The following is a 22,280-nucleotide window of genomic DNA, read 5'->3' on the forward strand; positions in this document are numbered from 1 at the left end:
TGTGGATATTCAAGCTCGTATGGAAGCCGGAAAAGGCCCTGCCTATGAGCGATGGGCAAAGGTATTTAATCTAAGCAGATGGCGGCGGCGGTGGATTATGCGAAAGCCCGGCCTGTGTTTGAGGGGTACAAGGCAGCGAAGTACAGCAAGGAATATCTTGCGGAGCATGAAGCAGATATTGCCGTTTATCGGGCGGCGCAGAACACGTTCCGGCGTTTGCTGTCCAGGGAAAATCCCCCTAAAATGGATACCCTGAAAGCAGAATTTCAGCGGTTGTCGGCAGATAAAAAAGGCTTACCGGGAATATAGGGAAACCAAAAAGGTCATGCAGGAAATTGTTATAGTGAAAAGCACTATTGACCATCTGCTCAGCCTGACGGACGCGCAGAAAAATAAGGAAATGGAGCGATAGCGAGTATGACGCAGCATGAGGTGCAACACACCGACTTCAGACCAACTTGGCCCGAAGTCGCAGGGTTTGGGGAAGGCACTCCCCAACAAGCAATTTTTGAGATTTTCCCGCAAGGGAAAATCTCAAAAATGTGCAAGTGTCAATACACTTGCCCTGCTTGCCGGTTAGTGAAAATCTTTTTCTACTGCTTTTGCAATAGCTTAAATTCGTTTCTATAAAAGTCAATCAAGCCGTCCCGCTTCATCCATGCAAGCTCTCTGGATAAAGCACTTCGATCTACATCTAAATACTCGGCCATCGCTTCTCTATCAAAAGGAATAGTAAAAGTTTCTGTTCCAGTTTCACGCATAACCCTTGTTAAATAAGTTAAGACCTTATCCCGAATAGTAGGCATAATCAGACAATCATTTCGGTCATGCAGTTCTAACGCTCGTTCTGCAATACTATCAAAAAGATTGCCAAGTAATTGTTCGTGTACCATACAAAACTTCGTACAACGGCTCAATATGCTTTTGATAGGAATAAACAGAACCTCAAGCGGTTCTATTGCCTGTACTGACATAGGGCATCTTCTTCCACGGCTAGCCGCTGTTAAGACAGCGGTATATCCACCCTGATAATGGAGGGATACAATAATTTGTTTTCCCGTGACGCTCAATTTCGTACTTTGAGCGCTACCCTGCAATATGATGCCGACATCATCAACTAAATCACCCTCACGGACAACCATCTCATCTTTTGCATATTCTTTCCGTTTGGCTGACAGACATTTAAGCATTTGTGGAATATCATTTGGGGAAATCCCCGAAAATAAACGTGATTGACATAGGGAATCTAAGTTGTTCATGAGAGACTCCTCGTTGCACATGCAACATACTTTTCCTTTTTACTATACTATATTAATTGTAAATACATATGAAGTTAGTCACCTTTTCTAACGTCAGAATGGAGGGAGAACAATGCAAGGGAAAGAAAATTCAATAAAAGCGAGAAATCGACTTTTAGCATCAAAGGTTATTAAAAATCTGCAAAGCAGAAAGTTTGAGGCTTATTACTGTGATAACGCCATAGAAGCTGTAGAAAAGGCACTATCATTTATTCCGGAACATTCTTCGGTATCATGGGGTGGGTCAGTCACGCTTGAGGAAATCGGGCTTCTTAATCGAGTACGTCAAGGCAGCTATATAATCACTGATCGTGATAAAGCGCAAACAATGGAGGAACGTTATGACCTCATGCGCCAATCTCTTTTGTGCGACACCTATTTAACGAGCTTTAACGCCGTTAGCGAAGATGGCATATTGGTCAATATAGACAGTGTGGGCAATCGAACGGCGGCGATTACCTTTGGACCGAAAAGTGTTATTGCTATCGTTGGGATGAATAAGGTTTGCAAGACCGCTGAAGACGCAGTTATAAGAGCCAGAACATATGCGGCCCCCATTAATGTATACCGCTGTTCGTGCTCGTCCAGCCTATTTTTACATTCGCCGCAAAAAACACCCTGCCTGATTAATGGTGCTTGCGGAGATTGTAAAACAGATGATTGTATCTGTTCTTACATCGTCCAAACAAGAATGTGTAAAACAGCGGGGAGAATAAAGGTTATCCTCGTTGGTGAATCTTTGGGATTTTGAATAAGGATTAAAGTTTAAGGTTGCCGACCAGCTACGCCGAGTAATGGAATACATTGAAATCAATACCCAATCCGCAGCGGTTTAATAGGCCGCTAATAAAAAGGCAGTTTGTTTTCCTAATAAAACTGGGTCAACCGGCGCTACAGGGCCTACGGGACCGACCGGACCTACAGGGCTCTAACCTTCTAGTATTACCGAATCGTCAACTTAAACGATGCATCATACCCTATCGACAAAGCCGCCCAGCAAGTTATGGCTTTGCCATCCTTGCCCTGCCGCCCTTGCGGCAGGGCTTCTATAACTCAGACCCCTTTTAAATTCAACTTCAAGTTTGTCCTGAATCCTCAAATGCTTCCCAAAGGAGTGGTACTCAATTGATCAGTATCAGCCTGTGCATGATCGTCAAAAATGACCAAAATACCATTGGTGCTTGCCTTGAATCGGTCCATCATATTGTAGATGAAATTAACATTGTGGACACAGGTTCACAGGACCGGACCATTGGCATTTGCCGCAACTTTACAGATCGAATTTTTCCGTTCGAATGGGTGGATCATTTTGCCCTTGCACGTAACTATTCTTTTGAGCAAGCTACACAGGAGTACATCCTCTGGCTGGATGCCGATGACATTTTGAAGGAACAGGATGCTGTCAAGCTGCTTGAGCTAAAGCACACTCTTAATTCCTCAGCTCCACAAATCGTAGATGCAGTGTCTATGAAATATCATTATGCCTTCGATGATCATGGTAATGTCACCTTACATTTTCGTCGGAATCGCTTGGTCAGACGGTCGGCCGGGTTCCGTTGGCATGGAGCTGTGCATGAGTACCTCGCCGTAGACGGAAGCATTCAGCATGCGGATATTGCCATAACTCACACCAGAACACATACACTCTCCCCTGGCCGAAATCTGCGAATTTATGAGAAGCTGCTTGCTCAAGGCCATGTCTTCTCTCCCCGTGACCGCTACTATTACGCTAATGAGCTTAAAGACAATGAAATGTATGAACAGGCCGTACAGGCTTACCGGGATGTTCTAAACACCAAACAAAGCTGGGTAGAGGATGCAATTAGTGCATGCCGCAAAATGGCTGACTGTCTGCAGCAACTTGGCAAGCTGGAGGAAAGTATTACTGCGGCTCTTCGTAGTCTGATCTTCGTACCCCAAGGGCAGACCTCTGCTGCCGAATGGGTCATTATTTTTTGCACAAAAATGAGATTCCCAAAGCCGTTTACTGGTATGACATGGCTACCACTCTGAATCCTCCTGATACGTTGGGCCCGGTACAAGACGCGTACCAAACGTGGTTTCCTCATATCCAGTTATGCATTTGTCATTTTCGGCTAAAAGACTATACACGCGCGAACTGGCACAATGAGCAAGCAAATGCAACAACAGAATATGATCTTGGAGCCCTCGCTTGCTACGAGTTGGGTCTAACGCACAAAGCATGTGAATTTGCGAAAGAAGCAATGGGACGCTCTCCGGAAGATTCTCGCCTTCGCCATAATTATGCGCTAATTCGATCCAGGCTTCCATAGAAACCCACACCTCGTCCTGCAGGTTGAATAACTTGGTATAAGAGCTTGTGGTTGGCAAAGGAGGTCATTGAGATCAAAGTTCTATTTACTTTTTATATACCGAGCGGTGGCGTGGAAACCTTGAACCGTCAACGCTGTAGAGCACTCATTCAGAACGGGATTGAATGTCATCTTCTCTATTATCAGCAGGGTACAGGGATGCAAAACCTGCACGGCGATATTCCGGTGTTCATGACTTCCTCTGAAGAAGAAATTCGAAAACTGGTGGAGTCTCATCGGTACGATGCAATTATCGTCTCTTCGGACTATCCTATGCTCCCCAGACTGCGAATGTTGGGCTACCAGGGGATATTAATCTATGAATCACAGGGCTTTGGCACTCACGAAGAAGCTGCAAGGGTTGTCACAGATGCCATTCCGTATCTTCAAAACCATGCCAATGCGGTGCTTCTACCAGAGACAACTCACCTCGTACAGCTATTTTCCAGCCTGTGTCCATGGCTTAATCGTTTTGTATTTCCCAATGTACTGGATACTAACGTATTTAATTATGTACCTAACACTCCCCCGGCTAATCCGGTCATTGCATGGGTTGGGCGATTGGAGCCCAATAAAAATTGGAGGCATTTTGTCGACATTTCTTACTGGATGCTGCAAAATCGTGCCGATCTTCGGATTTGGATGTTCTATGATGACACCTTGTCTCGGCCGGAGGATAGAATACAATTCGAGAACCTGCTTGTTCAGCTTGGCATGTCCACGATTATCGAGCGTTTTAAAAGCGTGCCTCATGCTAAAATGCCTTTGTATTATTCCATGATTGGCGACTCAGGTGGGTACCTGCTTTCGACTTCGTTGGTGGAGGGATTCGGCTACGCGGTAGCTGAGGCGCTGGCCTGTCGCTGCCCGGTATTAAGCTCTGATTCAGACGGAGTACGAGCATTCATTGAACACAACGAAACCGGTAAGTTTTATCAGCAGGGAGACATTTTACAGGCGGTATTGCAAGGATTAGAGCTGATGAACAACGTCCCTCATCGCGAATCTATTCGTCAGAAGGGGCGGACACGAATCGTGAATCTGTTGGCGCCGGATAAATATGTACGCTCCTTCAGGCAGATGATGAACTCATTGGGGGTATGGTGACTTGCTATTGTAGTACATGCTGCAAAATCTGTTTCCATATCCAAAAAAAGCTGACGACAACCCTATTTTTATACAGGGTCATCGTCAGCTTGATGAGTTATCTTTCTATTATTGTATTAGGGACTATCTGATCTTCAACAAGCGATCTCCTGCCTGAATCTCATTCAAGTCTTCCGCTAAAATATCCGTATACACCGCAGTATTGGTAACTATAACAGATGTGGTGAGATCATATCCTTCATCCGCTATAGCTTTTGGATCAAATTCAACCAGCTTGTCCCCTTTTTGAATCGTATCACCTTCAGATACAAAAGAAGTGAAATGTTTTCCTTTCAAGCTGACTGTATTAATTCCAATGTGAATGAGTAGTTCAACTCCATCCTCAGAGATAAGTCCAATCGCATGTTTTGTTTTGAAAACGGTAACAACAGTTCCATCAAAAGGGGCGTAAGCTACTCCTTCTCGGGGGATAATCGCGGCTCCCTGACCCATCGCACCACTGGAGAAAGCCTCGTCTTTCACTGTGGTCAAAAGGACCAATTCACCATTTAAAGGGCTAAATACGGTTTTTTCTTCCTCTCTGCTTTCATCTGTAACCTTAATCTCAGGTGCAGGTTTCGCATTTTTATAGCCAAAAAGATAGGTCAGTATAAATCCGACTACAAAAGCGACAACCAAAGATATGATAAAACCTATAAAGCCCGCATCTATCCCCTTTGGATTAATGAATAAAGGGATACCAAAAATCCCGCCTGAGGCAAATCCATATGCTGTTGAGCCAAGCAAACCCGCTGCCGCTCCACCTATCCCCCCAGCGATCGAGGCTAAAATAAACGGTTTTTTGGTGGGTAACGTAACCCCATAAGTAGCTGGCTCAGTAACCCCCATCAAACTCGCGATGGTGGCAGAAGTAGCAATGGGTTTCAATTTAGGGTCACGTGATTTCAAAGCAATGGCGAAAGCCGCACCTGTTTGCGCAAACGTCGTACAAAACAGCATACCGTTAATCGGATCAAACCCGTTCGTAACTACATTATTGAGGAGAATGGGAATGAACGCCCAATGCAAGCCAAAGTTAATAATGCCCTGCCAGAATCCGGCCAGAATGAGCCCAGCTATAGCCGGACTTAACTGGTAAATCCACATGGAGCTTTGGCTAACCCATCGCTGATTATAGTTGCTATCGGCCCTACAACCAGAAAAACAATCGGTGAGATAATGACCAAGGTCAGAAAAGGCACAATGAACATTTTAATAGAAGCAGGTGCATACTTACTTATCATTTTTTCGACCTTAGCTGCCAAGAACGCTCCAATAATGATAGGTATAACAGAAGAAGTATAATTAATCAGAACGACCGATATAGTCAAAAAGGACAGCGCCGTTTTATCCGTAAAGGCGGTAGTAATGGTCGGATACACCAAAGCGGCCCCAAAACAGCAGACAGGTACGGGTTTCCTCCGAACTTTTTACCTGCTGAAAACCCTAGAATAACTGGAAAGAAATAAAACATAGCGTCTGCTGTGGCATATAAAATTTTGTACGTGCCCATCTGATCAGTCATCCAGCCCAGAGATGTGCATAAGGCCAACAGTCCTTTTAGAATCCCGACAGCGACAAACACACCAACAACGGGCATGAACACGCCTGAGATTACATCGACAAATCGGCTGAACAGGCTCCCTTTTTCATTCTTTTGATCATCTTCAACTGCCTGGTCTCCATGCTTTACTCCCATCGTATCCAAAAGAGCCTCGTATACTTTGGGAACCTCATTCCCGATGACCACCTGGAATTGTCCACCACTTTCCACGACGGTAATGACACCGTCAATCTGCTTAATTTTTCCTCTATCTGGAAATTATCTATCCTTCAGTTTAAATCTCAAACGAGTGACACAGTGAATGACACTGTTCACATTTTCGTTCCCCCCACCGATCTAAGCACTTCCCTAGCTGTCTTTTGGTAATCCATCATGATCACTCCTGGATGCGTTTTCTATTTCTCTGCTACTCCACCTGTTAGCTTGCTCATACTTATCTCTTGTTTTATTTCGTTCCGATGATCACAACATCACTTTCAAAACCATGCATATCAATGACAGATTGATCAGCCTGGACATTCACCTCCGTTTGGGCAAATCGTCTCTCCGCTAAATCAATGGTTGTAAACTTGTAGTCCTGTACGTTGATGCTTAGCCGCACCTTCGTGTTAACCGGGATATACAAGACGAGCGTATTCTCGTTCCCCGCTGCTCTGATCTCCTCTGTCTTGTTTAAAACAATATCCAGCGGCTTGATGCCGATCAGGTTGTACATTTCAAACAAATATTTGATAAAGGAATAATCCCATGCGCCCTTAAAACGCAGTGCCGTTCTCCAATCATAGGGACTATCAAAGCCCTCCCCTTCCACGATTCCGAACTTCTTGCCTTTTTTATGCCAGCTCCAAATGCCGTGCGCTCCATAGGTGATTCCCGCTCCCCCGCCTGCCAGCAGGCTTTGCCATGCTGCTTTTCTGGCATCCAGTGCAGTGTACCTACCATACACTTTGCGGCTATAACTGATCTGTTCATAGCAAGGTTCTCCATTGATGACGGGACGAATCTCCGGCTTGTGATAAAAATGCTGGGCAATCTCGTAGGCAAAATGCTGAAACTGGGAATTATGCCCTGACTGATACATATAAAATCCAAGACCCTTGTGCTGCTCAAAGACTTCAGGAATTTCCCTCAATCTTCCTTGGATATGCAGTGCTGTTAGGCTTGCCTGGCTTAATTGCTGTACCGTTTCCAGCGCCTTCAAATAGTATGCATTAGCACGTTCTGTAGGAAAATCAGTATCCCCGCTGATCAAATAAACAGGCTCGAACCGGGAATAGCGGTTTACCACATAAGTTACATAGCTTTCAACGCAATCCAGCGGCATTTTATTACCCTTCTGGAACATTTCAGCCCATGTATCCGGTACATAGTTACACCACAGAAGTACCAAGGCTGGAATAAATCCGCGCTCTACAGCCATCTGGATCATGAATTCTGCCCGATCAAAATAGGCTTCGTTTAATGTGTGATAGTCGAAATCTCCATTTTCCAGTAATGCAAACGGCTGTAGATTCAAATCTGCTTCACTGGCATCCCATTGACGGAGCATGTTGATTTGCAAAACATTGAATCCCTGCATCTTTCGATAATCCAGGTAATCACTCCACTCTTCAATCGTCGCGTTGGTAAATACGCTCCAGACGGTATCTGCCAAGTAAAAGAAAGGCTTGCCCTTTTTCACGAAGTTTCTTTGATTATTAGCCATGCTTAAACTCAAATAAATCACCCTTTCACTCATAAACAAAACTAAAATAAAGTATAATTTTATATGATATTGAATAAAATAAACTAAATAAAGCGTTCATAATTGAATATTAACAATATGTATCTGAAAAGGTCAACTCATTTTACACTTCATTTTTTTAGTTTAATTTATAAACTAAACTTTATTATATAATCGTGATATAATTTATATAGTTTAGTCCAATGGGAGGTTCCATGTTGAAAATAGATGATATTGCAAAGCTTGCCGGTGTTTCAAAATCAGCCGTTTCTTTAGCATTTAACAATAAACCCGGTGTTAGCGAAGAAACCAAGGAGCATATTTTAAGAATTGCCCACGAGCATGGATATAGACCACGTACCATGAAGTCAAATAAGGAATTTACGAAGAGTCACCATGTCATTCGTTTTGTTGCATGCAAAAATACAGGCATCGTGACCGGGCAATATGAATCACTTCCATTTTTCAATGAATTGATTCATCATATTACCAACCAGGTAAGAGAACATGGCAATACTTTGATTTTTTCGTCATTTGATAGCCATAGCCTGGAGACAGAATTGTCTGCTCTGGAAAAGGACCAGCCTTCTTCAGGTATACTTCTGCTGAGCACCAATTTAACTGCCGAGATTATTCATTCCTTACAATCTATTCATTCCAATATCGTAGTTTTGGATACCTGCTTTGAACACGTTGATGCCAGCTTTGTATCTATTAATAACTATCTCGGGGGGTACCAGGCAGGCCAATATTTAATCCAGTCTGGACACAGAAATATAGGATACGTACAATCCAGTACCAGAATTCTTAACTTTGCAAAACGAAAAGAGGGGTTTATGGCTGCTTTAGAGGAGCATAATCTGGCCATAGATCATGGGCTTACCTTTGATATGCATCCGATGCTTGTGATGTCACAGGACGCATTTAAAACAGCTATCCATGAACTGAATGAGCTGCCTTCAGCCCTGTTTTGTGAAAATGATTATATGGCGATCAGTGCTATTAAAACATTTCAGGAAATGAACATTCGAGTGCCTGAACAAATTTCTGTCATGGGGTTTGATAATATTCATGAAGCCAAGGTCATTAGCCCGGAGCTCACAACCATTCATGTGAAAAAGGATATTTTGGCCCGAACGGCTGTTAACTTGCTGATGGAAAGGCTTAATCACAACCAGGAGCATCATACTCAGGTTCTTGTGAATACAGAGGTTATTGAAAGAAGGTCTTGTTTGGCCTTAGAGTAACCTTCGACCAAGTGAGCGAAAGGAAGCATATCGAGGATACAAGAGATGACATAGAATAAAGCCGCCATATAGGCGGCCTTTTCTATCGGTGGAATTCCACATTGGACATTTCAAATTAAATGCTCAACACTCGTTGAAATCTTCCTCTGTCAAATCCAAATTTACACTCGCAGCGGTTCGACTACCGTCAGCCGCAGCGAAAATCAATTGAGAAGGCATGAAGTACGAAGAATCCCCGGCAGCATATACACCAGGTATGGAGGTTCTTCCCGCTCCATCCGTTTGAAGCCCGCCCGACTCTGTTCTTTCACAGCCCAAACGTTCTCCCAACTCCCCACTTTGTACAAATTGGGGAGTCACAAAACCGCCAGCCCTCGGAACTTGAGTGCCATCTGTAAAGGACACATACTCCAGTTGCCCATCGTGACCGACGAACGCCGCAACAGGCTGCTCCATGACCACGGCTCCTTTAGCTTGAAGTCGCTCTTTTTGCTCGTCCGACAAAAATGTTTGACCGTTCGTGCAGACAAGCAAATCTTTGCTCCAGTTCAGGAGCAGTTTGGCTGTATGATATATAGCTGACGAATTAGAGACGAGAACGAGCGGTTGATCTCGGAGCTCCCAGCCATCGCAATAAGGGCAATTAAACAAACTTTTCCCGTAGAACGCATAAAAACCTTCGATCTCAGGGAATATCTCCTTTACGCCCGTCGCCAGTATCAATTTGCGGGCTTGAACTCGAAGGCCTGAAGAATCAGATACTTCGAATCCGGATTCATTTTTCGCAACCGAAATAACCTCGGTTTGTATATGATGGACAGATGGATAACGCAGTACTTCCTCATAAGCTACGCGGCGGAACTCGGCCGGCGTTACGCCGTCTCTTGTAATGAAACCGTGCGACGCATGCGTAACCGCATTTCTGGGCCGGTTATTATCGATCAAAGCCACACTTCTTCTTGCCCTGCCAAGCACAAGGGCGGCATTCAATCCGGCAGGCCCTCCCCCAATAATAGCGCAATCGTACAACATACATTCAGCTCCTTTTTAGAGATATTAAAGACTCATTATATCTATAATAAAAACAAAAAAAACTTCACATCCCTGCAACCACCCTCTTTCTAGCCATTGCCTTTATATTTGCGCTTGCTTTTGCGCCAAATCGACCAATTTTGTATGTTTAAGATGGCTCTCCATTTTCTCCTCCGCTTCCCTCATTACAGCTTGAATCAGACATTCTGATCCATGGACAAAATCACATTCAAACAAAGAATTGGTCCCTTCAATCGCATGGATAATATCCAAAAAGGTAATATCGTCTTTATTACGGGATAATCTATAGCCTCCATTGGCTCCAGAGACTGATTCGATCATTCCCGCCTTCACAAGCCTCGTCAAAATTTTTGAAAGATACGTGGGTGAAACTTGTTGCGCTTCGGCCAACTGCTGAACACCCACAGGCTTCACCGACGAATCCGTAACAAGCATGAGCATGGTATGCAGAGCATAATTGGTTGCTTTGGTAAATTTCATAACTACACCTCAATCACAGACTTATTGTATCTATAATATCTTTAAATATACTGGAGTGTCAAGATCATAGGTGATTCGCGCTGTGGTTAGTTCTTCTTTTGGTTACGCTCTAAGCATTGTATACTGTTCTTCAGAACAGCTAAGGAAGGGGGCTCGTTTTGCGTATTTTTGATATTCTGCGTATATTGGTTGACGAACAGATCGTTAAGGGAGAATATTTGGCGAATGCATTGAAGGTATCTTCTCGAACCATACGAACAGATGTAAAGGAATTGAGTGCATTGTTGTCAAAGCATGGGGCGACAGTCAAACCCCTTAAAGGAATAGGCTACAAGCTAGAGGTTCAAGACGAACAAGCATTTCATCAGCTGCTGAAGCAATTAAAGGACTATGAAAGCAATGTGCCCCATCTTTTAGCGAATTCCTCTGAAGCCAGACATCGTTTTTTAATGAAAAAGCTGCTGCTTACTCCTGCTTATGTGAAACTTGATGATTTAGCTGAAATGCTGTATGTTAGTCGGTCTACTTTACAGAATGATCTTAAAGAAGTGCGCAAATTACTGGCCACTTATGGACTATCGCTGGAGAATAGACCCTATTATGGGATTCGAGTCAAAGGTAAAGAAACCAAGCTGCGTTATTGCATTTCCGACTATATATTTAATAGCACAGATGAAATAGGCGGACAACAGATGCCTCACCCTACTTTGATCTCTAACGAAGAGATGGAATTCATAAGAGAAGTGATTCTGGAGCGGATTGAGTATCATGATATTCAGTTGTCAGACATTGCCCTGAATAATCTGGTCATTCATATTGTCATAGCATGTAAGCGTATTCGTGAGGAGAAGTATGTATCGTATTATCCCCAAGAGATGAAAAAGATCGAAGCTCAAAAAGAGTTTAGGGTCGCGGCTGAGATCGTATCTGCTTTGGAACAGAGCATAAAACACCCTTTTCCACTTGTTGAAGTTGCGTACATTGCTGTGCACTTGCTGGGTGTAAGGACTGTTGTTAGGGCCCATATAGATAAAATGGAGATTAAAAAAATCATTGATCAAGATATTTATGAACTGACAATTGAAATATTGGGCCGAATCGATCAGCAGTTGAACATGAACATCCAAAACGATCAAGAATTGCTGATTGCATTTTGCCTTCATCTCAAACCAGCCATGAATCGTTATCAATACGGAATGAATTTGCGTAATCCCATGCTGGATGAAATCAAGGCCCATTATCCGCTTGCTTTTGAAGCAGGTATCATTGCTGCGGAAGTTATCAAACAGCGACTTCATATCCATATCGAGGACAATGAAATTGGGTATTTAGCCATTCATATCGGAGTCGCGATGGAAAGAAAGAAAATGGAGGGAACACCCAAAAGGTGTATGATCGTATGTGCTTCCGGACTCGGCAGCGCAAAGCTGCTGTATTACAAGCTTCAATCTGTTTTTGGTTCCAGACTGGATATCGTAGGAACCACTGAATTTTATAAGCTGAAGCATATGCCGCTGGATACTCTGGATTTTATCATTAGCACGACCCCTATATCAGAAACGCTTTCTATCCCCATGGTCCATGTGAATACGTTTTTGGGCAATGCGGATATTAGCAAAATTGAACAGGTCATCTCAGAGTCAAAGCTTCCTGCTGTACAATATATACGGAAAAAATTAGTCTTTCTCCAGCAGAAGTTTGATAACAAACTTCAAGTACTTGAATTCATGGTCGAAAAAATACAAGATGCAGGTCTTGTCAAAGGATCTTTCTTGCCATCTGTGATAGAGCGTGAAGCCGTTTCCCCCACTTCATTTGGCAACCTTGTCGCGATTCCGCATCCGATGGAACCTTTTGCTGAATCCACGTTTTGGGCCATCTGCACATTACAAAAAGCGATCGACTGGGATGGCAAGCCCGTACAGTTCATTTGCATGCTCTGCATACAGCGCACCAAATCAGAAGATTTACAAAATATGTATCATATTTTGCTTAACATTTTAAATCATGAAAAGCTGGTCCAGCAGCTTATCCGCTGCAAAACGTACACGGAGTTCGTAGAAGTGCTGCATAAAAATAGTTGAAGATCAATAGGATGCACACAAAGGAGAAATCTACAGCCTACATGGCGGGGTTTCTCTCTTTTTATGTTTACTGATAGAGTAAGCAGATAGAACGAACGATTGATTTCCGTTAAGAAGAGGAAATAATATGCGTTATGTTGAAAGCGATTCCAAATTATAATGGCGATATGAAGAACTGATGAAAGGAGTCAAGAACATATGAATAATGATGAATCTGCAGAACACGATGTGAACATGGAGGACATGGACGATACCGAGATCGTATTCCAAATTATATTATACGCTGGGAATGCGCGTAGCTCGGCGATGGAAGCGATTGAGCTTGCAAAGGCGGGCAAATTTCAGGAATCCAGAGAAGAATTGGCCTCAGCTAAAAAAGAACTGGTGTCTTCCCACAAAATTCAAACCAGAATCATTCGTAAGGAAGCAGCTGGTGAAAAAACAGAGATGTCCGTCATGATGGTGCATGCCCAAGATCATTTGATGAATGCCATCACCATTCACGATATGGCCTCGGAGTTTATAAACCTGTATGAACGCATTGATCAGCTCGGATTAAAATCGTAGAGGGAGGGCGCTATCCATGGCTTTCAAAGACAAACTGGTCGATGGCCTCACATCGGTAGCAAATGCAATCAACAATTTTAAATATATAATAGCAATCAAATCGGCTTTTATCACTTTAATGCCTGTTATTATTGTTGGTGCTTTTGCAGTATTGATCTCCAATATGGTTATGGACCCGGTCAATGGTCTGGCCCATTTTAAGCCATTCTCATTTTTGGCAGAGTACAAACCGATTTTCTCAAGCATTAACTATGCCAGCCTGAATATCCTTACCATTCTAGCTATTTTTATGATTGGTCTGGAGCTAGGAAAAATTAATGGAGAGAAAAATCTTTTCCCCGGTTTACTTGCTCTCATCTGTTTCATCTCTGTGACACCAACCACGATTGAACTGATGGTTAACGGAGACATGCAAAAAGTAACGGACGTCATCGCCCGTCAATTTACGGATACTAAAAGCTTGTTTTTGGGTATTTTCATAAGTATCCTATCCGTTGAGCTATACAACAAACTGGGCAAGTCCGATAAATTAAAGATTAAAATGCCTGAAAGTGTTCCCAGCAATGTAGCTGTTTCTTTCTCCGCACTCATCCCTACCATTATCACCGTAACTGTTTTTTCGATGCTTGGATTCTTTTTTCATAAGTTTACAGGGCTCTACCTGTACGATGCTGTCTATAATGTGGTGCAACAACCTTTGGAGACTGTAGTCCAAGGACTGCCAGGTATACTGATACTCATGCTGGTTGCGCAAATCTTCTGGGTGATCGGTATTCACGGAAACCAAATGGTAAAACCCATTCGTGAACCTCTGCTGCTTGGAGCAATTACGGTCAACATGACTGCATATGACCAAGGACTCCCCATTCCGAACATTATTACGATGCCTTTCTGGGACGTATACATGAGCATTGGGGGTTCAGGAGTTACGCTGGCCCTATTGATTAGTATTATGATCGCTTCCAAACGTGAGGACATGAAGGAAATTACCAAGCTTTCGCTGGGGCCAGGCCTGTTTAATATTAATGAGCCTGTCATTTTCGGACTTCCGATTATGCTGAATCCATTGATGGCGATTCCGTTCATTATAACTCCGCTCATCACAGGAACAATTGGCTACTTCTCGACATTGCTTGGATTCGCAGGTAAAGCGGTCGTTATGGTTCCGTGGACTACACCGCCTATTATTAATGCTTACCTGTCTACAGGTGGAAGCATTGGTGCCGTTGTAACGCAGATTATTTGTATCATAGTAGCCATTATCATCTATTTCCCATTCGTCAAAATTGCCAACAAGCGAACGACTGAATAATGCGCTACTGTAGAGATACACCCGCTGAGAATCGCCTTGAGGAATCTATAGAATGAAAAGGAGAAGCATATCATGGCTAAACACACCGTACAAATTCCGCCAAATTTCATGATGGGGGCAGCGGCTTCCGCCTGGCAGACAGAGGGCTGGAGCGGTAAACAGGAAGGTCAAGACTCATATCTGGACGTATGGTACAAAAATGACCGCTATGTCTGGCACAATGGATATGGACCCGCGGGGGCAACCGATTTTTATAATCGTTATGCCGAAGATATTGCCCTAATGAAGCAGATTGGACTCACTCATTATCGCACCTCTATTAATTGGTCCCGCTTCTTAACGGATTATGAAAATGTGGTGGTGGATGAAACCTATGCGAATTACATCGGCAGGGTCATTGACGAGTTGATTGCAAGCGGAGTCGAGCCAATGATTTGTCTGGAGCACTATGAGGTGCCCGCTTATTTGCTGGACAAATATGAAGGCTGGTCTTCCAAGCATGTGGTGGAGCTGTTTGTGAAATATGCGGAAAAGGTGTTTGAACGGTACGGAGATCGGGTTAAGCACTGGTTTACATTTAATGAGCCCATTGTTGTACAGACTCGTGTCTATCTGGACGCCCTTCGTTATCCCTATGAACAAAATACGCGAACGTGGATGCAATGGAACTATCATAAAACACTGGCTACGGCGAAATGCGTCCAGCTTTTCAAAGCCAAAAAATACAGTCAGAGCGGAGCTAAAATAGGGGTTATTCTGAATCCCGAAGTGACGTACGCCCGGTCCAGTGCTCCACATGACCAGTATGCTGCTCATGTGTATGATTTATTTTACAATCGAGTATTTCTGGACCCGCTTATTAAAGGCGAATACCCGCAAGAATTGTTCGAGCTTATGAGCAAGCATGATATTGCCTTTGAAGCTACAGCGGAAGAACTGGCCTTGATTAAGGAAAATACCGTTGACTACGTTGGGATCAATCTCTACTATCCCCACCGGGTCAAAGCGCAGAGTAAAGCGTGGAACGAAAACATTCCTTTTCACCCCTCTTACTACTATGAGCATTTCGATCTTCCGGGCAAAAGAATGAACAAGTCACGGGGCTGGGAAATTTATCCCAAAATCATTTACGATATGGGAATGCGTATCAAGAACGAATATAACAATATCGAGTGGTTTGTCGCGGAAAATGGCATGGGCATTGAAAATGAAGCTGCGTTCAAAAATGAGGAACACATTATTCAGGACGACTATCGGATTGACTTTATAACTGAGCACTTATACTACACGTTACAAGCTGTAGAAGCAGGCTCCAACTGTACAGGTTATATGCTATGGGCCTTCACAGACAACGTTTCCCCTATGAATGCTTTTAAAAATCGCTATGGACTGGTGGAAATTAACCTGGAGAATGATCGAAGTCGGCATTTGAAGAAATCCGGCTACTGGTATCAAGCTGTTATCAAGGAACGCTCATTTGTTGCTGATCTGGATGAAGAGTATAAGTAGTTCAAATGAATTTCTGGAGGCGCTCTAATATGAAAAAAATCATTCTGGCATGCTCTGCGGGGATGTCAACATCCATTCTGGTTTCCAAGATGAAAAAAGAAGCCGCAGAGAGATCTATAGATCTGAAGATCGAAGCCATCCCCGAAAGCACCATTAAGGAAGAGCTGGAAGGCATGACTGATCCTGTGATTGCTATATTGCTCGGACCTCAGGTGCGGATGCGTAAAAAGCCAGTAACTGAAATTGCCGCTCCCTATGGCATCCCTGTAGATGTCATTGACACATTGGCTTACGGTAGAGGAAACGGTGCAGCCGTCCTAGATCAAGCCTTCAAGCTAGCTGGCGAGAATCTATAACTTCTGTTCAAACCGAAAAGAGGCTGAGAGTTTCCTCAGTCTCTTTTTTGATCCGCGCGCTTGTTAGCCCTGACTTCCTTCTTTGTCTGTGCCCATACTGCTCACATACGTTTCCCTTAGACCGGCAGAGATGCCGTATAGCGGTTCCCAACGAAGCCAGTGTCTGGCGACTGCGTTGCTAAGACAGCTATGGCGAATGTCTCCCGCCCGCGCAGGAGAATACACCGGCCGCACAGATGAACCGTGCAGCTTTAGCAAATCATAAGCCAGCCGATTGATCGACGTCGTTCGTCCCGTACTTACATGCACCGTGCGTTGGTCCGCTGCATGTATAGCCGCCATATTGGCGCGGACTACATCCTTGACGTACACAAAGTCGCGGGTTTGCGTCCCGTCGCCGTGAATGAGCAAGGGACTGCCTTTTTTCAGCCGCTCCATAAAAATAGCGACTACACCGCCCTCTCCCTTCGCGGCCTGACCGGGACCATACACATTTCCGTAACGCAAAATCGTGTAGTTCAGGCCGTACAAACGATAAAAAAGCCGAATATACGATTCTGCGGTCAGCTTGGACAGTCCGTAGCCTGAAATAGGCTCCACGGGATCGTCTTCCTGAATACATTGCTTTTCCAGCTCTCCGTATACACCGGATGTGGAGGCAAATATGATTTTCGACACCCCCGCATCACGACAAGCCTGCAACAAATGGATCGTCCCCAGTACATTCACATCCGCATCCTCATCAGGGTGATGGATGGATTGCTGCACATCAGCCTGTGCAGCCAAGTGAAACACAATATCCGGGCTTTCCCGAATCAGCAGCGTCCTGGCTTCAGCGCTGCGAATATCTGCAACATGCATGGCCGCGCGCGGGTCCACATTTGCAGCATTCCCGGTCGTCAGATTATCCAGCACAAGCACTCTGATGCCTGAATCAGCAAGCGCACGTACCAGGTGGGAACCAATAAACCCTGCTCCCCCAGTGACCAAAGCCTTCACTAGTGCACCCTCCTTTCAAACCTGAACGGGTCGGCGTTTGGGTCTTACCAGCAACTACGGAGACAGATGCATCCCTCACGTTGTTATGACAGCATGACAGGCCCATATGTGCTCCCCTCTTCACATTATTTTATGCGTTGCTCCATAGCTTGGCGCAGGCACAAGCACACACAGGCACCAAAAACGATCATTTCACACGCATGAGTGCCCACATAAAAATTCAAACTATTATATATGACTACCTTGCAATGAATAATACATGGGTGAATGGTCGTGTCGGCAGATAGACATTGCTCATATAGTAAATTACCTATCTAAAGGAGGTGACAATCATACCCGAGAAGTGCGCAGGGTATGTAGCCCGTGAGCGTAAAGTCTAAAGTTATGTTATTCTCACATATTTGCCATCCGGCTCGAATGTCGGGTGCCGAGAAATGGCTACTTTTTTTAGCTAAAACCCTTAGCGATCAATATGAGGTTGTGCTGGTTGTTCCCTGTTGCGGCATGCTATCAATAGAAGCAGAAACTAAAGGGATACGTATAGCCATTCAAGATTACCCACTGCTATGGTCTTTGTATGAATCATCGCCAGCTATGCATCAGGAATTTGCAAAACAGGAATCCTCCAATCACTACCAATCTCTATTAACACTTCTGCACATGCACAGGCCGGATTGGGTGATGGTTAACACATCGGTTAATGCATTGCCTGCGGCTGCGGCAAAAAAAGCGGGCATTCCCGTTGCTTGGATAATAGACGAAATCTTGTATCCAGGTGTACATCAGATTGATGCAGTACGGATGGTAAATCATTATGCAGATTGGATTATCGGTATATCGGAAGCAGTACTTGCACCTTTTAAGAGTTCAATAGTTAATAATAAAAATAGACTTATATATCCTTCCTGGAATGATGCTGAATTGCACTCTGAAAGGTGGGAGGAAAATCGTCGTTGTCTGAGGGGAGCCCATAATATCGGCGACCACGAAACGCTAATAGGGCTCATAAGCGGAATGATCTCCGTCCATAAAGGAATTGATCAATTTATCTATATGGCCGGTATGCTAATGTCACACTTTCCTCAAGTAAAATTTCTTATTGCTGGAAGTCCAGAAATAACAGAATACTTCAATAAATGCAAAGCATTGGCGTGTTCAACATTAGATCCATCTCGCATTATATTTCATTCGTTCGAAAGGCACATTGAACAATTATACCCTGCACTTGATGTCGTAGTCGTACCTAGCATGATTGATGAAGGATTTGGAATGACAGCTCTTGAAGGGATGATATTCGGCAAACCAGTCGTTGCTTATGACTCAGCAGGACTTGGTGAGCTGCTCAAGAATACGGGTAATGAGAAGTTTTTAGTGCCTAAAGGTGATGTGGGCAGACTTTGGCAAATAGTTGTTGACCTCCTTCAAAATAAAGAGCGCATGTTGGAAATAGGAATTAAAAATCGCAATGCATCCATAGAATCTTTCGGCATAGATATATTCCAAAACCGGTTTAATAACTTGCTTCAGGAAATTGACGCAGCCGTTTATGGTTTGAACCAGCAATAAAAAGTTCAATCCAGATATTCCGAACGTTCTCTTTTTGGATTTTCACCAATTAGATCATAACGTATATCTGAGCACTCAAATCTAAAAAAAGGGGCAGTTACATTCATTAAGATGTAAATTGCCTCTTTTTCCTTTAAATAAATTCCCCAAAATGAAGAACCGCGGGCAATCGTCCACAATTACAGATTCGTTTTAACATACCGTATGGTGGGGAGAAAGCACATGAAGATTGCGGGGTGAGGAAACGTGGAATCGTTGCCGAAAGTGAGTGTCATCATTCCCTTTTTCAACTGTCCGTATGTAGATCAGGCTGTAGCCAGCGTCTTAAATCAAACGTATCCGAATATCGAAATTATTGTTGTAGATGATGGATCAACTATGCACCAGGAACGTTTGATCCCTTATATGGATCGCATTTATTATCTGGGAAAGATGAACGGCGGCACGGCAACCGCGCTCAACTATGGGATACAAATCTCCACCGGGAAGTATGCTGCTTGGCTTAGTTCAGACGATATGTTTTATCCAACCAAAATTGAACGTCAAGTGAATTTTATGGAGCAACATCAAGCCGAGATCAGTTTCACTGATTATCATGTCATTAACAAAGCAAACGAGGTAATATGTCGCAATGCAACGGCCAAATTCACGACAGTACGTTCCTTTATTGAGGCATTTTCTTCCTACTGCCCGTTAAATGGCTGTACGGTGATGATGAAAAAGGATTACGTTCGTAACATTGGATACTTCAATGAGAAGCTGTTATATACTCATGATTATGATTTTTGGATTCGTCTAATATTGAACCATACAAAATTTCACTATTTAAATGAGCCTCTCACTGCCTACCGTCGTCATGAACAAATGGGTACAGTCCAGCATTACCAAGCTATTGTACAGGAATTAGAAACCGTCAGACAGACACATCAGAACCAATTACAAATGGTTCTGAACACTCTTTAAAGGAGGGGATTTTATGCTGGTCAGTATTGTTATCCTTACGTTAAACAACTGGGAACTAACAGAACGCTGTCTGGATAGCATCGTTCGCTACACTACCATTCCTTACGAATTGATCTGTATTGACAATGGATCGACAGACGGTACTCAACATCAACTACGTCATCGGGAGAACGTACGTTTAATTGAGAATGGAACTAACCGTGGATTTGCAGCAGCTTGTAATCAAGGTATTAAGGCATCTACAGGGGATACTATTCTCCTGCTCAATAATGACACGATAGTATCTCACCATTGGTTGGAAAATTTAATTCATGCACTTTTTAGCTCATCGGATATTGGCATTGTCGGTCCTGTGTCCAACATGGTGATGCCAATGCAGCGCCTTCCCATGTCCTATTCAACCGCAGAGACATATCATGAATTCAGCAAAAATTTTAATATCACTAATCCCTCACTTTGGCGGGATACGACCGCTTTAAGCGGATTTTGTATGTTGTTCCGTCGTCAATTGATAAGTCAGATCGGGTATTTGGACGAAGCATTCCCGGGAGGTGGCTATGAAGATATTGATTTCGGGTATCGGACCCTAAAAAAGGGATTAAGGCTCCTCATCGCAGGAGACAGTCATGTCCATCATGAGGGTAACGCAAGTTTTACACATAATTCAATCGATATAGTTGAATGGGGACAGAGAAATCGCCGAATATTTCTAAGAAAATGGAATTTTAACCCTGAACGCCTCATTTATACATTAGATGAATACTTTTTCCCCGGACAGTTTGCCGCGGGGCATCCGCATCATCGACCTAAGGATTCTTCCTTACCGAATGGAATACTCATTCGAGACTCCAAAGAAAATATTTATCAAATCGAGAAAGGACTGAAGCGGCCTGTCGAGTCGCTTGATACTTTTCATGCTCTTCATTTTCGTCTTGATCGGGTAATCCAGCTGTCGGATGCCACGGTGACCAGCATCCCCGACGGCAAGCCGTTACTGCATAATGGCCAACTTCGAGAACATTTCCCTGAGGTTTACATCGCCCGGGATCCCATGAACGGTATGCACCTGATCAGCCATGGTCTGCGCTATCCCTTCAGCGATTTCGAAACGTTCCGTTTGCTGGGCTATGAGGTCAACGAATCGATTCCTCTTTCATTCGCGCAGCTGGAGACCTTCCCTATTGGTCCACCTATTGATACCAATGTTTTCGAAGAGCATGAGCTGATAGATTACCGGTTGTATATGAGTCCGGATCACGGACTATATTATGCAGAGGGCGGATGGTTGCGACTCATTCCCAGTAAAAGAGAGCTCCATGTGTTCAGATGGAATACACAGCCTCCTATTCCCCTTCCGACGGATGTATTTAACCGAAGCCCACAAGGTCCAATGATCGTGGCTTTATGATGATTAAACTACAGGCTGGTTCTATAAAGAACCAGCCTGTAGTTTAATCATCTTTTCGCGACATACAACGGTAATAAAAGTCGATGGGCAATGTTAATTTCAGGTATTGGACAAGCCGTGATTCCTTAATTTGTACTAACACCTCTATATATTAACACACTCTATTACTACTCTTTCTTCATATATTGGTATTACAAGGAGGTGAAAAATATGGCCGTTTTTTCGTTAGGAGCAATTGAAAATCTTAATCCAGATGGCACTTTCCATTCGAGTTCTGTTGTAGTACGTATCACTAATACAACAGCAGCAGCACTTTCTCCCATCGTTGTTCAGGCTTATAGCGCGCCTGGGAGTGCACCACCAGGTACAGCAGCAGTACCTTATTTCTTAACTACATTTGCCTTGGCTGCAAATGCAGTCGTCACACTTACGATTCCTACTGTAGTACCCGCATATATCATTAACGTTTCATCTCCAGCCCCAGCCGCAATCGCAAGTGATATCTCGATTGCGGCCCAAGGAAAAGATGCTGTTGGAAATTTTGTGCCAGAACACACATTCCCGTTCGGCGATTGGGCAGTAATTAGCACTGTAGGACCAACTTCATGACAAAGGTATTATTCCCCTAACTAACTTGGCTTCTCCCTACCATCATTAGTCATTTGTAATTGG

The 22,280-nt window shown here is 43.8% G+C and carries 18 protein-coding genes and 2 pseudogenes; 14 read left to right on the forward strand and 6 right to left on the reverse strand.

The annotated features are described in order from the left end of the window. The first annotated feature begins 90 nt into the window (after nucleotides 1–90). Nucleotides 91–309: a hypothetical protein gene (locus AC5V8P_RS01510; protein WP_495473546.1), complete on the forward strand. Its 219-nt coding sequence runs from the start codon at nucleotides 91–93 to the stop codon at nucleotides 307–309. Between the two features lie 284 nt (nucleotides 310–593). On the opposite strand, the gene AC5V8P_RS01515 is transcribed toward AC5V8P_RS01510, so the two are convergent. Then, the gene (locus tag AC5V8P_RS01515; protein ID WP_063209382.1) at nucleotides 594–1,259 is read right to left on the reverse strand and encodes a Crp/Fnr family transcriptional regulator; all 666 of its coding nucleotides are present in this window, start codon (nucleotides 1,257–1,259) and stop codon (nucleotides 594–596) included. Nucleotides 1,260–1,371: 112 nt separating this feature from the next. Here AC5V8P_RS01515 and AC5V8P_RS01520 point away from each other — a divergent pair, with 112 nt between their 5' ends. The 3 genes and pseudogenes from AC5V8P_RS01520 (at nucleotide 1,372) to AC5V8P_RS01530 (ending at nucleotide 4,738) form a co-directional block, all read left to right on the forward strand. Beyond that, nucleotides 1,372–2,049 carry a lactate utilization protein gene (locus AC5V8P_RS01520; protein WP_063209383.1) on the forward strand — a complete coding sequence of 226 codons (678 nt, stop codon included), beginning with the start codon at nucleotides 1,372–1,374 and terminating at the stop codon, nucleotides 2,047–2,049. Nucleotides 2,050–2,423: 374 nt separating this feature from the next. Further along, nucleotides 2,424–3,592: pseudogene (locus tag AC5V8P_RS01525) on the forward strand (tetratricopeptide repeat-containing glycosyltransferase family 2 protein). Between the two features lie 51 nt (nucleotides 3,593–3,643). Next, entirely contained in the window at nucleotides 3,644–4,738 is a 1,095-nt protein-coding gene (locus AC5V8P_RS01530) for a glycosyltransferase family 4 protein (protein ID WP_063209385.1), read from the forward strand. A 123-nt stretch (nucleotides 4,739–4,861) separates the two neighbouring features. Here the strand turns inward: AC5V8P_RS01530 and AC5V8P_RS01535 are convergent. Then, nucleotides 4,862–6,712, reverse strand: a pseudogene (locus AC5V8P_RS01535) (beta-glucoside-specific PTS transporter subunit IIABC). Nucleotides 6,713–6,786: 74 nt separating this feature from the next. Then, nucleotides 6,787–8,067 carry a glycoside hydrolase family 140 protein gene (locus tag AC5V8P_RS01540; protein ID WP_064797417.1) on the reverse strand — a complete coding sequence of 427 codons (1,281 nt, stop codon included), beginning with the start codon at nucleotides 8,065–8,067 and terminating at the stop codon, nucleotides 6,787–6,789. 215 nt (nucleotides 8,068–8,282) lie between these two features. On the opposite strand from AC5V8P_RS01540, the gene AC5V8P_RS01545 reads away from it, so the two are divergent. Beyond that, nucleotides 8,283–9,311: a LacI family DNA-binding transcriptional regulator gene (locus AC5V8P_RS01545; RefSeq protein ID WP_064797488.1), complete on the forward strand. Its 1,029-nt coding sequence runs from the start codon at nucleotides 8,283–8,285 to the stop codon at nucleotides 9,309–9,311. A 123-nt stretch (nucleotides 9,312–9,434) separates the two neighbouring features. Here the strand turns inward: AC5V8P_RS01545 and AC5V8P_RS01550 are convergent, their stop codons facing one another. Then, on the reverse strand, nucleotides 9,435–10,343 hold the full coding sequence (locus tag AC5V8P_RS01550; protein WP_064797416.1) for an NAD(P)/FAD-dependent oxidoreductase: 909 nt from the start codon (nucleotides 10,341–10,343) through the stop codon (nucleotides 9,435–9,437). A 102-nt stretch (nucleotides 10,344–10,445) separates the two neighbouring features. Next, nucleotides 10,446–10,844, reverse strand: a complete 399-nt coding sequence (locus AC5V8P_RS01555) for an Rrf2 family transcriptional regulator (protein WP_063209393.1) — start codon at nucleotides 10,842–10,844, stop codon at nucleotides 10,446–10,448. A gap of 158 nt (nucleotides 10,845–11,002) precedes the next feature. On the opposite strand from AC5V8P_RS01555, the gene AC5V8P_RS01560 reads away from it, so the two are divergent. The 5 genes from AC5V8P_RS01560 to AC5V8P_RS01580 all read left to right on the forward strand — a co-directional run bounded on the left by AC5V8P_RS01560 (nucleotide 11,003) and on the right by AC5V8P_RS01580 (nucleotide 16,672). Continuing rightward, complete coding sequence (locus AC5V8P_RS01560) at nucleotides 11,003–12,928, forward strand: BglG family transcription antiterminator (RefSeq protein ID WP_064797415.1); 1,926 nt, start codon at nucleotides 11,003–11,005, stop codon at nucleotides 12,926–12,928. Between the two features lie 198 nt (nucleotides 12,929–13,126). After that, a complete protein-coding gene (locus AC5V8P_RS01565) occupies nucleotides 13,127–13,495 on the forward strand; it encodes a PTS lactose/cellobiose transporter subunit IIA (protein ID WP_081276846.1) in 369 nt (122 codons plus the stop codon). 16 nt (nucleotides 13,496–13,511) lie between these two features. Further along, a complete protein-coding gene (locus AC5V8P_RS01570) occupies nucleotides 13,512–14,807 on the forward strand; it encodes a PTS sugar transporter subunit IIC (protein ID WP_064797414.1) in 1,296 nt (431 codons plus the stop codon). 72 nt (nucleotides 14,808–14,879) lie between these two features. Further along, the gene (locus AC5V8P_RS01575; RefSeq protein WP_064797413.1) at nucleotides 14,880–16,316 is read left to right on the forward strand and encodes a glycoside hydrolase family 1 protein; all 1,437 of its coding nucleotides are present in this window, start codon (nucleotides 14,880–14,882) and stop codon (nucleotides 16,314–16,316) included. A gap of 29 nt (nucleotides 16,317–16,345) precedes the next feature. Next, the gene (locus tag AC5V8P_RS01580; RefSeq protein WP_064797412.1) at nucleotides 16,346–16,672 is read left to right on the forward strand and encodes a PTS sugar transporter subunit IIB; all 327 of its coding nucleotides are present in this window, start codon (nucleotides 16,346–16,348) and stop codon (nucleotides 16,670–16,672) included. A gap of 63 nt (nucleotides 16,673–16,735) precedes the next feature. Here AC5V8P_RS01580 and AC5V8P_RS01585 read toward each other — a convergent pair whose 3' ends face one another. Then, nucleotides 16,736–17,671: an NAD-dependent epimerase/dehydratase family protein gene (locus AC5V8P_RS01585; protein WP_064797411.1), complete on the reverse strand. Its 936-nt coding sequence runs from the start codon at nucleotides 17,669–17,671 to the stop codon at nucleotides 16,736–16,738. Between the two features lie 417 nt (nucleotides 17,672–18,088). Here AC5V8P_RS01585 and AC5V8P_RS01590 point away from each other — a divergent pair, with 417 nt between their 5' ends. The 4 genes from AC5V8P_RS01590 (at nucleotide 18,089) to AC5V8P_RS01605 (ending at nucleotide 22,217) form a co-directional block, all read left to right on the forward strand. Then, a complete protein-coding gene (locus AC5V8P_RS01590; RefSeq protein WP_081276855.1) occupies nucleotides 18,089–19,237 on the forward strand; it encodes a glycosyltransferase family 4 protein in 1,149 nt (382 codons plus the stop codon). 246 nt (nucleotides 19,238–19,483) lie between these two features. After that, nucleotides 19,484–20,200 (forward strand): glycosyltransferase, encoded by a 717-nt coding sequence (locus AC5V8P_RS01595; protein WP_063209407.1) that lies wholly within the window; start codon nucleotides 19,484–19,486, stop codon nucleotides 20,198–20,200. Between the two features lie 13 nt (nucleotides 20,201–20,213). Beyond that, nucleotides 20,214–21,608 (forward strand): glycosyltransferase family 2 protein, encoded by a 1,395-nt coding sequence (locus AC5V8P_RS01600; protein ID WP_064797409.1) that lies wholly within the window; start codon nucleotides 20,214–20,216, stop codon nucleotides 21,606–21,608. Nucleotides 21,609–21,818: 210 nt separating this feature from the next. After that, nucleotides 21,819–22,217 (forward strand): hypothetical protein, encoded by a 399-nt coding sequence (locus AC5V8P_RS01605; protein WP_063209411.1) that lies wholly within the window; start codon nucleotides 21,819–21,821, stop codon nucleotides 22,215–22,217. Nucleotides 22,218–22,280: the final 63 nt, after the last annotated feature.

This window comes from Paenibacillus sp. N119s (genome assembly GCF_059447605.1).